This is a genomic window from Psychrosphaera ytuae, assembly GCF_017638545.1.
GTDB lineage: Bacteria > Pseudomonadota > Gammaproteobacteria > Enterobacterales > Alteromonadaceae > Psychrosphaera > Psychrosphaera ytuae.
In genome coordinates, this window is the sequence record NZ_CP072110.1 from 1,747,752 (window position 1) to 1,762,495 (window position 14,744).

13 protein-coding genes are annotated in these 14,744 nt (G+C 42.0%); 10 read left to right on the top strand and 3 right to left on the bottom strand.

Annotated elements, in window-relative coordinates; translation table 11 throughout:
• Positions 1-110 precede the first annotated feature (110 nt).
• The 8 genes from J1N51_RS07730 (at position 111) to J1N51_RS07765 (ending at position 7,693) form a co-directional block, all read left to right on the top strand.
• Positions 111-2,657 (top strand): TonB-dependent receptor plug domain-containing protein, encoded by a 2,547-nt coding sequence (locus J1N51_RS07730; protein ID WP_208830038.1) that lies wholly within the window; start codon positions 111-113, stop codon positions 2,655-2,657.
• Between the two features lie 156 nt (positions 2,658-2,813).
• Positions 2,814-3,833, top strand: a complete 1,020-nt coding sequence (locus J1N51_RS07735) for a MipA/OmpV family protein (RefSeq protein ID WP_208830040.1) — start codon at positions 2,814-2,816, stop codon at positions 3,831-3,833.
• Positions 3,823-4,332 (top strand): DUF3019 domain-containing protein, encoded by a 510-nt coding sequence (locus tag J1N51_RS07740; RefSeq protein WP_208830042.1) that lies wholly within the window; start codon positions 3,823-3,825, stop codon positions 4,330-4,332. Before J1N51_RS07735 ends, J1N51_RS07740 begins: the two co-directional genes overlap by 11 nt.
• Positions 4,332-5,072, top strand: coding sequence for a response regulator (locus tag J1N51_RS07745; protein WP_208830044.1), 741 nt, complete (start codon positions 4,332-4,334; stop codon positions 5,070-5,072). Before J1N51_RS07740 ends, J1N51_RS07745 begins: the two co-directional genes overlap by 1 nt.
• Before the next feature lie 12 nt (positions 5,073-5,084).
• Entirely contained in the window at positions 5,085-6,371 is a 1,287-nt protein-coding gene (locus J1N51_RS07750; RefSeq protein ID WP_208830046.1) for an ATP-binding protein, read from the top strand.
• 48 nt (positions 6,372-6,419) lie between these two features.
• Positions 6,420-6,830, top strand: coding sequence for a hypothetical protein (locus tag J1N51_RS07755; protein ID WP_208830048.1), 411 nt, complete (start codon positions 6,420-6,422; stop codon positions 6,828-6,830).
• A gap of 86 nt (positions 6,831-6,916) precedes the next feature.
• Positions 6,917-7,081: a DUF2798 domain-containing protein gene (locus J1N51_RS07760; protein WP_232842894.1), complete on the top strand. Its 165-nt coding sequence runs from the start codon at positions 6,917-6,919 to the stop codon at positions 7,079-7,081.
• 27 nt (positions 7,082-7,108) lie between these two features.
• Complete coding sequence (locus tag J1N51_RS07765; RefSeq protein WP_208830058.1) at positions 7,109-7,693, top strand: YceI family protein; 585 nt, start codon at positions 7,109-7,111, stop codon at positions 7,691-7,693.
• Here the strand turns inward: J1N51_RS07765 and J1N51_RS07770 are convergent.
• On the bottom strand, positions 7,690-8,292 hold the full coding sequence (locus J1N51_RS07770; protein ID WP_208830060.1) for a YjaG family protein: 603 nt from the start codon (positions 8,290-8,292) through the stop codon (positions 7,690-7,692). The two genes, J1N51_RS07765 and J1N51_RS07770, sit on opposite strands and share 4 nt — an antisense overlap.
• Before the next feature lie 48 nt (positions 8,293-8,340).
• Positions 8,341-11,292 carry a hypothetical protein gene (locus tag J1N51_RS07775; RefSeq protein WP_208830061.1) on the bottom strand — a complete coding sequence of 984 codons (2,952 nt, stop codon included), beginning with the start codon at positions 11,290-11,292 and terminating at the stop codon, positions 8,341-8,343.
• Between the two features lie 163 nt (positions 11,293-11,455).
• On the opposite strand from J1N51_RS07775, the gene J1N51_RS07780 reads away from it, so the two are divergent.
• Both J1N51_RS07780 and J1N51_RS07785 read left to right on the top strand, forming a co-directional pair.
• A complete protein-coding gene (locus tag J1N51_RS07780) occupies positions 11,456-11,836 on the top strand; it encodes a DUF2721 domain-containing protein (RefSeq protein WP_208833370.1) in 381 nt (126 codons plus the stop codon).
• 22 nt (positions 11,837-11,858) lie between these two features.
• A complete protein-coding gene (locus J1N51_RS07785) occupies positions 11,859-12,572 on the top strand; it encodes a cobalamin B12-binding domain-containing protein (RefSeq protein ID WP_208830063.1) in 714 nt (237 codons plus the stop codon).
• Here J1N51_RS07785 and J1N51_RS07790 read toward each other — a convergent pair.
• Positions 12,529-14,550, bottom strand: coding sequence for a sensor domain-containing diguanylate cyclase (locus tag J1N51_RS07790; protein WP_208830073.1), 2,022 nt, complete (start codon positions 14,548-14,550; stop codon positions 12,529-12,531). The genes J1N51_RS07785 and J1N51_RS07790 overlap by 44 nt on opposite strands.
• Positions 14,551-14,744: the final 194 nt, after the last annotated feature.

Sequence of the window (14,744 nt, forward strand, 5' to 3'; positions counted from 1 at the left end):
ATTTGGCATAATTTAGAGTGAACCGTTATTTTCAGGCCTTCAGCTGTTTCGTTAACATACCGCCCCTTTTTTTGAAGAGTCATTCATTAGACCTTGTTTAGGAGCTTTAAATGAAACTGCGTTTACGCCAAACGAATTCTCGTAACAACTCTACTTTTTTGATCAGTGCAGCCGTCACAGCCGCACTTGGCATTTCTCATAACGCAATTGCAGCGGAAACTGAACAAACTCCCAAACTTCAAGATGTAGAAGTCATTTCAGTCACTGGTACGCGTCGCAGTTTACGCACTGTTGCCGAGAGTACAGTACCGGTCGACGTCATTACGAGCGAGTCGATGACAAGTACTGGGCAATTAGAAATATCTCAAGTGCTTAATGCGTTAGTACCCAGCTTTAACTACCCAAGTGCAACATTGGCAGATGGCACTGACCATGCTCGTCCTGCTGTTTTACGTGGCTTGGCACCAGATCACACCCTAGTTTTGATCAATGGTAAACGTCGTCATTCAGGTGCACTTTTAAATTTAGGTGGAACCGTAGGTCGTGGTTCTACAGCCGTTGACTTAAACATGATACCAACGTCTGCCATCAAGCGTGTTGAAGTACTTCGCGATGGTGCAGCTGCTCAGTACGGATCTGATGCCATTGCGGGCGTCATTAATATCGTGTTAAAAGACGCAAACCAAGGTGGCAGTGTTAGCCTGACATACGGCGAATACGACACACAAATGGCAGGCTCACCTCAATTGTTGGACACCTTCATCAACGACGAAGGTAATTTAGGTTTCACAAAAGGTGATGACCGTTCGATCAATGACGGTGGCACGCGTACTTTGAGTGCCAACTCTGGCTATGCATTAGCTGATGATGGTTTTGTTAATGTGTCACTGGAAATCCGTAATAACGAACCGACAAACCGATCAGGCATCGATGAGCGCGAACAATATGCTCGAGATGAAAACGGCCAACTCGACCCACGAGAACTGACCTTTGACCGCTATAATCACCGTTTTGGTAAAGCAGACATCGAAGACTTTGCAGTGTTTTACAACGCTGGCTACGAGCTCGAAAACAACAAGCGCTTATATTCGTTTGGTAGCTTTTCGAAACGCGAAGGCAACTCGGGCGGCTTTTACCGTCGTGCGAAAGACTCGCGTAATGTCAGTTCCATTTACCCAAATGGCTTTTTACCGCAAATCGTTACCGATGTTGAAGACCAGTCGTTTGCAATTGGCCTTGAAGGTGAAACCAATCAATGGACTTGGGATATCAGCACTAACTATGGCCGAAATGACTTTGGCTTCGGCGTCACAAACAGCTTAAACACTTCATTGGGCAGTAATAGTCCTACCGACTTTGACAACGGTGCCTTGATTTATGAGCAGTGGCTGTTAAACGCCGATGCTAGCAATGTGTTTGATTTAGGTCTACCTGATGATGTCTATGTGACAATAGGCGCTGAGTACCGCCGAGAAAACTATAAAATTGAAGCAGGTGAAGAAGCGTCTTATATCACCAAGCTAGATGCAGATGGCAATCCAGTTGCCGCCGGTGGAGCTCAAGTTTTATCTGGTTTTTCTCCTGATAGTGCGACAAACCAGTCACGTAACAACATCGCCTTGTTCGCTGAATTTGATACATATCTAACTGACGATTGGAACCTAGTATTAGCAGGTCGATTTGAAGATTACAGTGACTTTGGTAGCACGTTTACTAGCAAACTTGCGACTCGCTATATCATCTCGGATGACTTTAGTCTTCGCGGTGCAATCAGTACGGGCTTTAGAGCACCGTCTTTAGCACAAACGTCTTACAAATCCATTAGTACTGTATTTGAAAATGGCGTGCCAAGTGAAGTCGGTTTGTTCCCTGTTAACGAGCCGGCAGCTGTAGCATTAGGCGCTCGTCAACTTGAACCAGAAGAGTCAGTTAACCTCACGGCCGGTTTTATCTATACTCAAGGTGACTTTAGCTTGACCTTTGATGCGTATCGAATTGACATCGATGACCGTATTGTATTGTCTGAAAACCTCAGAGGCGATGCAGTTGAAGCTATCTTGCAACAAGCCGGTGAGTTTAATACCCAAAGTGTGCGCTACTTCACTAATGCGATTGATTCGACGACCAAAGGTCTAGATATTGTCGCGACGTATCGAGTCGATTTAGCAGACTTTGGTGGTCTTAATTTAAGCGCCGCTGCCAACATTAACGACACCGAAGTGACTCACGTAAAAGAAAACCCTGCCGAGTTGGCCGCATTAGGTGATAGCTATCAATATTTTGCCCGTCGAGAAGTATCTCGATTTGAGCAAGGTACACCGGATGACAAGCTTAACCTATCTGCGACCTGGATTCTAAACGAGTGGACCACCAGCCTACGCGTAAGCCGTTATGGTGAAGTACAAGACGTCTCGAGTAACCCAACCAATGACGAAGTCATCGCTGCCAAATGGATTACGGACTTAGAGGTTGCGTATCAACCTAACGCCTCGTGGAAATTTGCGTTGGGCGCGAACAACTTATTTGATCAATACCCACAAGATACCGTAAGCAACATTGGCTTTAGTAACTTTAACCAAATCTTTACCTATAGTGCGTTTACGCCATATAGCTTAGATGGTCGTTTTGTTTACGGTAACATCAGCTATCGCTTTTAAGCTCGTTTAAACATAGATGAACACTCAAGCCCAACTCGGTTTTACCAGTTGGGCTTTGTTTTAATTGTTATAAAATGTAACTTCGTCTTTTTGCCGCTAACAAGACCTGCTAAATTATCCTCAGACATTTATCAATAACAATGATTTAGACACTAAATGCAACTTTCACGACTTGGCGCATGCTTCGCTCTCCTTATCCTAGCCGTTGGCACTGCAATGCCGACCGAAGCCGTGGAAAGTGAACAACCTAATGGCACAAACGCCGAAGCCGCTCAAGAAACTAGCTCGTTTACAGAAAAACTATCTGAATACGTCGATGTCGGTGATTGGCAAATTTCCATCGCCATGGGCCTGGGCAACAGAACCAGTCCACTATACGGAACACAAGATCAGCGATTATTAATTGTTCCAACCTTTAGCGTTTACGGTGAAAAGTTTTATTTCGACAATGGTAGTTTGGGCTATACCTTTACCGAAAACCAAACATATTCAGTCAGTTTGGTTACCGAGCTCAACCCAATTAATGCTCAGTATTTCGATATCCATCCTGCCAACTTAGTCCTAGGCAGTGAGGGTTTTGACAATAAAGTACCCGTCAGACCTGCCTCCCCTTCTACAGACGAAGGCGCAATACCTCCAGGTTTGAGTGACTTTGATTGGGAAGCTTTTTTTGGCATAAATCAGCCCGAACGTATCAGCGTCGAAAAGCCCGACTGGTCCATTGATGGGGGTGTTCGTTTTAGTTGGTTTATCTCAGATCACCAGCTACTAACGGCACAACTGTTTAGAGACATCAGCGGGGTCCACTATGGTCACCGTCTTGAATTAGAATGGAGCGAAACACTACCACTAACCGTATCTGAACAATACCGTCAATCCCTTCTAGACGACTGGACCGTTCAGTTACGCGTTGGATTGAGTATTTATGACCAAAAATCCACTCAGTATTACTTTGGATTAGACCGTCGCCACACCGACAACCCCGATTATCATTACTACACCGGCCAAAGTATTAACCCGCATTTTTCTGTATTTTTGACCCGTCCGCTGGCAGAGAACTGGCGAGCCGTCGCCTTTTTTAAATATCTGCAATTACACAACGAAATATACCAAAGTCCTAGAACGGAAGACCGAGCTATCACCACATATTTTATAGGGATGGCATATGACTTCTAAAGGATTAGGCAATATCTTGTATAAATGGATTTTGACACTGCTTGTGGTTGTTTGTAGTACAAAGACGTATGCGTCAATGCAATCAGAACTAGTGCAAAACAGCGTAAGATTAGCGTTAAGCATGAAGGTTAGCGCAACAAAGTCAAACGAAAATAGTGAGTTACAGTCACAGCGGTTGTTAATGTCGAAAAGTGGGTTTTCGATCAAACCGATCAACTGTTTGACTACTTATCCCGACCAGGCATGCCAAATGAATATTAAGGTCACGTTACCAGAGGACTTGATTGCCACACCCGTTTGTCTTTATCAAAACGGCCAGCGCCTCAAGTGCTGGGTTCCCGTTGATCGATTTACCTTTGACGCCGAGGTAAATATCAAAAACCGTGATGTATTTGAGTTAAAAGACTTGGAATTAATCAACTTTTATCGGCAGGAAGTAAAAGTCAGCGCTACTCAAAACAAGCGCCGCCGACTAAGACCTAGATGGAGTATTTTTTAATGAAAAAAATTGTATTAGTAGAAGACGATCCGAGACTCGCTCATTTAGTAAAAAGCTTTTTGCAACAGCACGGTTTTGATGTGACCTTGTTACAGTCTGGAGAAATGGCTGTACAGACCATCAAAAGCATCAACCCAGACTTAGTCATTTTAGACATTATGTTGCCGAACAAAGATGGCTATACGATTTGTCGTGAAATAAAAGGGTTTTATACAAATCCAGTTATATTTCTCACTGCCAAAGACAGTCCTATAGACCATGTAATGGGATTAGAGATTGGTGCAGATGACTATATTATAAAGCCCGTCGATCCCCATGTACTCTTGGCCAGAATCCACGCGGTACAACGTCGTAACCAAACTTCTTCGACTGACTCTGCAGGCTCGACTAAAGAACTGGCCTTTGGGGTGTTCAATATTAATCAATTGAGCCGAACGGTTACCATCGACAACTTTGCGATTGACCTGACTTCTCATGAGTTTGAGCTTCTTTGGTTATTAGCCAGTAACGCTGGTCAACCATTGAGTCGCGAGCATATTCACCAAGTTATGATTGGTCGAGAATACGATGGCCTAGATAGAACTGTGGACGTTCGCGTGTCGCGTTTGCGCAAGAAACTTTTTGACGATACCAAACAGCCGATGCGAATTGTAACGGTTTGGGGTAAAGGATATATGTTCAGCCCTAGCGCTTGGCAAACCCAATATTTGCCACACATGACCAAAAATGCCGCAGGCTAGGAAAACCATTCTTTGAAACGACTTTTTATCAGTTTATACGTAGCCATTACCTTTGGTTTGTTTTTGATCACTTGGAGTGGCGAGTGGCTATGGCAAAAGTTTGAAACACACGCCAGTCACTCAGAGCCGCGCTCTATTGAAACCATGGTTACACTGTTAAAGCCTTATCAAACGCTTTATCAGCAAGGCAACAAAACAGACGTCATCGAATCTCTGAAGAATCACAAACTCAATGCGACGATCCATCAGATTGAGCAATTTACCCTGTTACCTGAGCACATCGAAGCGATTGATAAAATGGAGCCGTTTTTCTTATACATTTCTGAACATGAGGTGGAGATTTACCTTCCCCTTAACCCAAACCAAGTTTTGCTCGTAGGTCCACTTGTATTCAAAAATAGCCATTCAGAATTGTCTTGGATTGGTGGGATATTAAAGTTATTTGCCTATGGTGCACTGGCCATCTTAATTTTGGGTTGGAGCTATCCATTGTGGCGTGACTTAAATACCCTCAAAGGTTATACCGATAGGATCTCGTCAGGTCAGCTCGATATAGAGAATGAGTTAAAGCCGCACTCTATTGTTTTTCCACTTGGTAAAGCCTTTGAAGCAATGACACGTCGTATTCGCGAATTGCTGAACTTCCAGAAACAAATGATGCAAGCCGTGAGTCATGACATAAGAACGCCTTTGGCGAGGTTAAAGTTTTCTATTGCGATTGCCAAAGATGATTTAAAGGGCTGCGACGATCCAAGCTCTAACGTCAATGTCGCTGACAACATGCTGACAGACATTGCCGAAATCGAGTTATTAATTGAAGAAGTTTTGACATACGGTCGCCTCGAAACAGCAGAGCCCAACCTAAACATAGAACAAGTTGATCTGTATGCGTTAAGTCACCACTTGGTTGAGAAACTAAACCGTAATCACGCCATTCAAATTCAACTACATTGCGATGAGCACTTAATGTGGATGTGTGATGGTTATCTTCTCGAAAGAGCGTTACAAAACTTATTAACAAACGCTCAACGCCATGCCGAAAAGCGCGTTGATTTATATATTACAAACAATGAAAAAGGCCTAACTATCAAGGTGGTCGATGATGGCTGTGGTATCCCAGAATCACAACAAGCCGATATTTTCACTCCGTTTACCCGTTTGGATACTAGCCGCAACAAAGCCAGTGGAGGTTTTGGTTTAGGCTTAGCGATTGTCAGTAAAATCGTGAACTGGCATGAGGGACAGGTATCTGTTTCTAATAACAAAACAACTGGCGCAACGTTTACAATTTCTTTATAGTCGTTTAGTGAAATTTTTATCTAATTAACGAACTAGGGATCGTAAGGGATGTTAGAAGCTGTCAAGGAGTGGCAAACACCGTTATTAGTAATACTGTTGACCTTTATTTTGGTAAATATTTGGTTTGAGCGTTATCGTCGCTCAAAACGCTGCGAATATACACTCGTCGACAAAGGCAACAAAGTAAAAATCATATATCGACCTGCCTATCATGCTCTCAGGAGCGACACCACCGTAGTATTGAAAGACAAAGTGATTCAGGTTTTAACTACCGATGATACGATTTCTTTTTGTTATGCCAGTGGTCATAGCATTGATCTTGTTTGTGGTGCGGAGTGGCTACAAACTCTTTATGACGAGGCCTGCTTTTTGTTTCCACAAGCCGAATTTAATCCTATCGGCTTTACAAAAGAAAACTCGGAACCCCAATCAAACTCGGCTATTCTATTCGACCTATAAAATTTCTTAGTGTGTTGAGTATGATTGACGTTAAATATACGCGGATTGTTTTTTCGTTTTTTATGGCGCTGTTGATGTCGGGGATCATGTCTTTGGTGATCACCGTGTTTAACATTGGTTGGGTCGATAATATTGTATCTATCTGGTTGCAAGCCTGGCTCTTTGCTTTTAGTGTAGCGTTGCCGACTATCTTGATAATTTCACCTTTAGTGCACCGTTTGGTGGCTATAGTCGTAAAACCAACTCCATAACAAACAAGGACTTAAGGAGCACATTAAATGTTTAACTTAAAACAACTTTTTGCCACTGCAATGCTGATTGCTTTACCGATGACGGCAACCGCCAAGTATGATCTCATTGAATCTCAATCTAAGTTGGTGTTTGTTTCAATCAAAAAGGACAGCATTGGTGAAGTAAATGAATTCAAGTCGCTATCAGGTAGTATTGATAAAAACGGGTTAGCAACGGTAGAAGTTGATTTGACGAGCGTCAGTACCGGTATTGAGATTCGAGATCAACGTTTGCAAAATCACCTTTTTGATACTTCAAAATTTAGTACAGCCAAAGTACAGACAGAAGTTTCATTGGACGCGCTTAAAGAGCTAAAAGTTGGAGAGTCTTTCCACCGCCACGCACCAATTACACTGAGTCTTCATGGAATTGAACAACAGCTTATTGCTCATTCTGATGTTTATAAGCTAAGTGAAAATAAAATTTTAGTGATCAGCGCTAAGCCTGTTTTGGTCAACGCAAATGAATTTGGGCTAATTGCCGGTGTCGAAAAACTAAAAGAGCTCGCAGGATTACCATCAATTGCGACAGCAATCCCAGTCACTTTTAAATTGGTCTTTGAACTAGATTAATCTAGTTCAATTCCGATATTAGACATTCCATCTGCCAAGGCTTTGGACAATGCTTGTTTTTTAATGTCATTGGCAGATACTTTTTTGAGGTTAAGGGTTTCGACCCAGTCGATTAGCTCAGTCAATAACTCAACCTCTCTGACCATGAGCTCGTGTTCTCTAATCGCCGTGTTATCTAACTCTTGTTCGCCAGCCTGATATTCAATCAAGTGCACAATACAACCTTGAGACACTTTTGCGATAGCTACCGCGTCGTATTCATCGTCATTTTGTTCGCCAGCAATATAGGTCAATAACCCGGTACAAAAGTAAATGGCAGGATACACACCGTACATATCATACGCGGCTTCGTCTGGAGTCAGCGCTTCAACTTTTTCTTCCAATGCAGCAAAGTTTAACTTGGCACCTTGGATCAATAAGCGCTCCCAAAGGCTATTCATTATGTTGTCGATTTGATGTGGCTGAGGAAACTCCGTCACTGCAACAAACAATTGATAGTTTGGCAACATACGCTGCAGGAGCATAAGAGATAAAATAGCTTGCTGTTTTTTAGGTAGCGCGCGAATACGCTGAAAATTGTTAGCCTTGTTTTGGCTCATAAAGCACCATCTTCGAATTAAATATGAAATGCAGTTTAGTACAACACACTAATCTTGAGTTTGTTGCTCTAACTGTTGCTGCGCAAAATTGAATTTTAACCGATACTCAGTGACCTGGCTCTCTAATTCGGCAACTTTTTCTTCTAAATCGAATTTTAATTGGTTATTTTCGGCACGAAGCTGCTGAATTACGGTTCGAGCATGGTTAATCTCTGCCTCAGCAACCAACTCAGACTCTTCAATTTTACCTTGTTTATAACCTTCTAACTCATCTCTTAATTGCTCTTCGAGTGATAAAGTTAACTTGTGCTCATGTTCTAGTTGTGTGTATTGATCTTGAAGTTTTCGCAACTCGTTTTGGGCGACATGCAAGCTTTGCTGTGTTTCGACTAGATCTTCATCAACACTACCTAGCTGTTCTGACGTATCGGCCAAACGAACCTTCATTTGCTCATATTCCACTCTAAACGACGCTGTTTGAAGTTGAATTTCTTCTATTCGCTCTGTTAGTTCTCGGTTGGTTTGGTATAGGTGTTCAGTTTGCTCTGCGCCTGCGTTTTGAGCCGCCGTTAACTGCTCCTGTAGAGATTCGGCTTTGTGTTCAGAATACGCCAAGCGCTCTTCAACATCGGCTTTTTCACTGCGCAGTGTTTTGAGCTCTTGTTGAATTCGCTGAACTTGCCCTTCCATTGCCGCAAGGGAATCATCGGTGTTTTTTGTCCCTTGTTGCAATGTTTGTTGATGCGCTTGCTGTTCCGCTGACAATTTCTCTTGTGCGTCAGTCAGCTCTGCCTTTGACTCAACCACTTGCTGGTTTACCGATACGATTTCATCTTGAAGTGTCGATACTAATGAAACTTGTTGGGTCAGTTGTTCTGACAAACTTTGTTTTTCTGATTCGAGCTGTTCGACTTTGGCTTCTGTTTCAGCCTGCTGCTTTGCTAATACCGCGACTTGTGAATCTGAGTCATCACTGAGCTGTTCGATTTGAGATCTTAAGGTATGAGCCTCCTGCTCTAATTGCTGCATTTGACTCGCGCTTTGTGTCTCTAACTCTTGTAGTTGGCTCGCTAGTGATGCTTTATCAATTTCTAGATTTTTGACTTGCTCTAACAAAGCGCGCTTGTCTGAATCAAGCTGTTTAGTATGGTCCGATAGATCTGCTTTTTCGATTTCTAATTCTTGAATCTGATTAGCTTGAGTTTTTATGTTTTGCTCTACGTTGTTTAACGTATCAGTTAACGTATTCAACTCAGATTCTTTTAACGACAAAACATCTAACTTTTCTTGATTGAGTTTGGCTAACTTGGTTTGCAACTCTTCAATCGTGGCTGCACTCGCCTCGGCCGCATCTTTAGCTTCTTTGGCTTCTTGAAGAGTGATGTCTCGCTGTTGTGCCAACTGAGAATTGAGTGCTTGAATCTGATTATTTAACGTTTGTATTTGTTGCGCGTCTTGTTCTGAGTTTTCCAGTGCCTGTTGAAGCTCAGCTCGTTTGTCCGCTAGTTGTTGCTCTGAGGTCAACAATTGGCTTTGAGTTTCAGTGTGGGCGAGCTCAAGTTGTGAAATCACTTGTAGTTTAGTTTGAACTTGTTGATTAGCTTCTTCTAACTTCGACTGTAACGCCGAGACTTGTTCTGATTGCGTAGCATTTGCCTGCTCTAAATCTTGGCTCTGTTGAGTCAATTGTGTCTGCAACAGTTGGTTTTGCTGTTGCGACTCGGTTAACTCTGTTGTCACGCGATCCAGCTCTGACTGCATTGACTGACGCTGTTGCTCTATTTGTTGTGTGTATTTAGCTTCTAACTCAGTCAGATTCTGTTCACTGCTCAGTTTCGATTGCTTGAGCTCTTGCTGAACCGAGGATAATAAAGACTCGAGCTTTTGTTTATCTTCGAGTGTCGTCTGGTAATGCTCTTTTTGTTCAGCGAGCTGAGTTGTTAAATCAGAGATCTCCTGCTGCGTCGACTCAGTTTGTTCATCAAGGCTTTGGTTCAACTCCTGACATTGCAGTTGCGTGTTTGTTAATTGAGTTTTAAGTTCACTTATCTGCTTTTCAAGTTCGGCCGTTTGGGTAGTTTTGTTCTGTTCGAGCTCGGCTAATACAGACTCTAAACGAGTAATCTTGGTTGTCGCACCACTCGTGGCAATGCGTTGCTCTTCTAGATCAAACAAAAGGTTTTTGTTTTGTTCTTCTAGTCCGAGTAACTTGACGTCTTTATCTTGAATCGCTTTAGACAATTCGGTGTTGGCCGTTTCTGCACCTTGAAACTTTAATTTGAACTCTGTTAATTGAGCACCTTTTTCTTCTAGCTGATGCTCTAAGTTATCCACTCGCTCAGTTAGAGCTTGATTGAGCTGTTGTAACTCGCCGCACTCCGTCATTAAACGCTCAACGTCACCTTTAAACCCATCTAGCTGGGCTTCTTGCTGTTCATTTTGATTTTGAAGAGCGGTTAACTTTGCAATTTCAGTATCTTGTTCACTGATCAATTGCTCTGCATTACTCAGACTTTGTTGGCTTTTATCTAGAGCACTTTGAAGCTGGTCAATCTCGTTGCGGTGTTGAGTAGAAGCTTCAGTGTGTTGCTGTTGAATGTCAGTCAGTTGGGAGTTAAGTTCAGTAAGTTGTTGTTCGGTTTGGTCAAGTTGTTCAACTTTATGGGAGTCGAGTTGAAGGGCTTCGATGGAGTCTTTTAAATCGCTGATTTCAGTCATCAACTGACTCATCGAGAGATCTTTTGCTAACAATTGCTCTGAGAGGTGTTCGGCTTCTTGCTGAGCGTCGTGCAATTGAGCTTTTATAAAGTCCACTTCGTCATCAGAATCGGCCTTTTGACCAGATTGTAATTTTTCAATTTGATCTTCTTGCCAAGTCAGGTGTTGAGACAGCTCCAAAAGCGCATCTTCAGCTTCTTGTTTATCGCTTTCAACAATCGCTAGCTTTTTTTGCAGCTCAGCAATTTCTTGTTCTAATTTAGATACTTGCTTTTGTTCCATCGTGCCTACCGCCCAAGGCTTTGTCCGTTACCCACTGGTTCCAACTAAAAACAGAATAGCAACTTTTTGTACTAAAAATAACTACTTTTTACGCATTTATACTTGGCGATTTACATCACTTAAGCGTATGATTTTTATTATGCTAAATGATTTATTACAAACTATGACATTGACCACCCCTGCATTGCTATTTCCGGCAATTTCGTTGTTGTTATTAGCTTATACAAACCGATTTTTAGTATTAGCCCAACTCATTAGAGAATTGAATCAACGAAATAACTCAGGGTTAGAAGTCGTTGTTAAGCGACAAATTACCAACCTACGACGTCGCTTACACCTGATCCGGTCAATGCAAACTGCTGGCGTGGTCAGCTTTTTGTTGTGTACTTTGGCAATGTTATCACTGTTTTTTAACCTCGCTCAGTTGGGCTCAGTGATGTTTGGACTAAGCTTACTTGCCCTCGTACTATCCTTGTTAATGTCATTGTACGAAGTGCGAATAAGCTGTCGTGCCATTGAAATTGAACTAGAATCAATGCAGTAGCGATCGAATCGGAAAACTAACTATGGTCTTGAGTAAAGAACTTACCGAAAGTGAAATTGCTGAAACCCAAGTTGAATTTTTGTCAGCAATATTAAAGCCTGACCTCACTACAGCTCTAGCTATAACCCATCAATTTATTTTGAACTCTTCCGATATCTCAGTTTTTTGGGAAAAGATTATCCAACCCTCTATGTATGAAGTGGGGCGTAAATGGGAGCGAAATGAAATAGTCCACCAGCAAGAGCACTTAGCCACTTCTATTTGTTCTAGAGTTATTCGTGAGTACGAGCCACTTATCCACTCTCTTGAGGGACTTGATAAACAAGTACTCATAACCTGTACGCCATTTGAAAAACACACTGTAGGTATGAAAATGCTCGGCCACCTACTCGAACTTAATGGCATTCGAGTTCAACTCGCATTGAACAGTAAGATTAGTGGCGAAGACGTCAATCTTCTCATTCAACAATCTAAAATAGATGCTGTGGTTTTTTCTACGACTATGTATGACAACCTATCAAATACAGAGCAATTCATCGAAAATATCAAAGCTGGACTAACTCCCACTCACAACCCGGTTTTTATCTCCGGCGGCCAAGCTTTTCAGCGAATAAACACAAACACAGCGCAAGTGCTCACGAGTATGTTTGGTAAAGCGGCAGCAGATTTGTATTTGTTTACGGCAGCACAACTTATTTCGTTTTTGTCGGAGACGAATGAGAGTATAAAACAGTAACATTATCCGCCTCATCTCCCGTACAACTCGGGTGAAGTTTACACCCCTGACGCCCCTCTGCTTTTACCCGATACATGGCTTCATCTGCTAACGCAATCAACATTTCTTTGTTGTTAGAACTTGATGGGAACATAGAAATGCCAATGCTGGCTCCCACCTTTACTTTTTCATAGCCAATATCAATAAATTGCTCTATTACGTGATTTAGCTTTTGCGCCAAAATCAAAGCTTGAGCACTGTCTTTTACTTCTGGTGCTATCACCAAAAATTCATCCCCGCCAATCCGAGCCACGGTATCTGATTGGCGCAATGACTCTTTCATTCGATTCGCAACAACTCGTAAAACTAGGTCTCCCGCAGCATGACCATATTGATCGTTAATCGGCTTAAACAGATCCAAGTCAACGAACATAACTGCAACGAGGGATGATGAGCGCTTCGCACTATTAATAGCAGCTTCTAAACGCTCACTTGCTAACAACATTTTGGGCAAATCAGTGAGAGAGTCATGTAGAGCTAGATGTTCGAGTTTCTTTTGATACTGGATTTTTTCGGTAACATCCGTCAACACCATTAAGAACAAAGAGCTTTCGAGCTTGACGAGTTTAGTAATGGTTGAAGAAGTGATGACTTCTGACTTGTCCGCACAAATAATCGTGACATCCTTGGGATCTACTTTTGAGCTTTTTTCGGATTCGCTCATTAGTTTATAAGCTAGCCCCATTATTAAGTACTGGTCGTGCTCTTTTAGTAAAGTATTGATGTTGCTTCCCAACAAAGACTCAGTCTCAAAACTCGTCATCTCTGTAAAGGATGGGTTTACTTTAATTATCGTGCCTTGCTCATCAAAGATGATAACCCCCTCACGCACTGACTCTAATACAAAGTCCTGATTTAAATTTGCACAGCTCAATGCGGTTTGCATTCGTTCTGCAAGGGTAGAAATGGCTTTGCTCAAACGCTCGGTCTCTTCAAATTGAATACTTGGGGCGCTTAATTTGTTTGTGCTACTGAGCATGTCATTAGCCATGATTAAAAGATCATCAAGTGGTTTAACAATTTGACGACTAATTACACGACTCACTACAAACATCACAAGGGTTACTACCAAAACAATAGATGATACCGAAATCCAAAATAGCGGCGTTAACCACAGTGGCTGAGGTAAGTCATCAAAAGCAATAATCGCAAGCTTAAGCCGCTCATTTTGTATTACGTAACCTATATCTGCACTTAAACTTTGTTGGTTGATGTAAAATATCTCATCATGTTTATTCAGAGCATCTAATTCTGGCCAATTTATTAAGCCAGAACCGTTTTCCCAGCGCTCCTGATAAATGAGATTACCTGCATCGGAATTACCTTTGAAAACAACGGACAATTGAGAAGATGTATGAATTTGCTCACCTTGTGATTGACTGTTAAAAATCGCATTTAACTCAACTCCAATAAGCACCGAAAAGCCATTTTCATTGGGTGAATTAAAAAACTGTTTCAACGCCAAAAATGGCTTGTTATCAAGTGTTGTAAAGTGAAACTGAACGGCACTGTTAGTTTGCTCTAAAGGTAAAAACCTATCGTGCTGAATTAAGTTGGAGAGGTCGTTATCTAGATCTGTTGTGGCAAAGATCAATTGCTGGTCATCTAGTATGGTGATGTTCCGTACAGTGTGATGTTCACTGTCTAAAATATTCCTGATCGTCGATAAATATTTATTTAATTCTGTTTGTGCACGTTTAAAGGTTTGTAAATCGGACGCATCCGGTAGGCGCTGAGTTAACTGAGGCGAAGATGCGAGCAATGAAGACAGTTGCTCCGCATTACCAACAATGCGCTTAAACTGGTGCTCAGTGTATCTGGCATTGAGTGAAAGACTTTCAACTTTTTGCTCGAGTCTGCTTTTTTCCGCATAGTGAACGTAGATAACAACTAATAAAATAGTAGACAGCAAAGCGACACTCAATAGAGCGTATAACAAATAGCTCCTCAAGGTTCGACGGCCACCGATCAATTGCTATCCCTCTTTTTACTTGTTTATTAGACTAAGTTTAGTTCAAAGAAAGGATCCTGTTAGCTCGGCCTAAGATTAAAATCGACTTATAGTCTATTCCTTAAATACGGTTAGTTATTAGGTACAAAAAAAGCCGCAATCATTGCGGCTTAATCGGTATT

Excerpts from the sequence above, each read along its gene's own strand:
- J1N51_RS07735 (WP_208830040.1), top strand. The coding sequence starts at position 2,814 with ATGCAACTTTCACGACTTGGCGCATGCTTCGCTCTCCTTATCCTAGCC.
- J1N51_RS07775 (WP_208830061.1), bottom strand. The coding sequence starts at position 11,292 with ATGGAACAAAAGCAAGTATCTAAATTAGAACAAGAAATTGCTGAGCTG.
- J1N51_RS07755 (WP_208830048.1), top strand. The coding sequence starts at position 6,420 with ATGTTAGAAGCTGTCAAGGAGTGGCAAACACCGTTATTAGTAATACTG.
- J1N51_RS07730 (WP_208830038.1), top strand. The coding sequence starts at position 111 with ATGAAACTGCGTTTACGCCAAACGAATTCTCGTAACAACTCTACTTTT.
- J1N51_RS07765 (WP_208830058.1), top strand. The coding sequence starts at position 7,109 with ATGTTTAACTTAAAACAACTTTTTGCCACTGCAATGCTGATTGCTTTA.
- J1N51_RS07780 (WP_208833370.1), top strand. The coding sequence starts at position 11,456 with ATGACATTGACCACCCCTGCATTGCTATTTCCGGCAATTTCGTTGTTG.
- J1N51_RS07740 (WP_208830042.1), top strand. The coding sequence starts at position 3,823 with ATGACTTCTAAAGGATTAGGCAATATCTTGTATAAATGGATTTTGACA.
- J1N51_RS07770 (WP_208830060.1), bottom strand. The coding sequence starts at position 8,292 with ATGAGCCAAAACAAGGCTAACAATTTTCAGCGTATTCGCGCGCTACCT.
- J1N51_RS07745 (WP_208830044.1), top strand. The coding sequence starts at position 4,332 with ATGAAAAAAATTGTATTAGTAGAAGACGATCCGAGACTCGCTCATTTA.
- J1N51_RS07760 (WP_232842894.1), top strand. The coding sequence starts at position 6,917 with ATGTCTTTGGTGATCACCGTGTTTAACATTGGTTGGGTCGATAATATT.
- J1N51_RS07785 (WP_208830063.1), top strand. The coding sequence starts at position 11,859 with ATGGTCTTGAGTAAAGAACTTACCGAAAGTGAAATTGCTGAAACCCAA.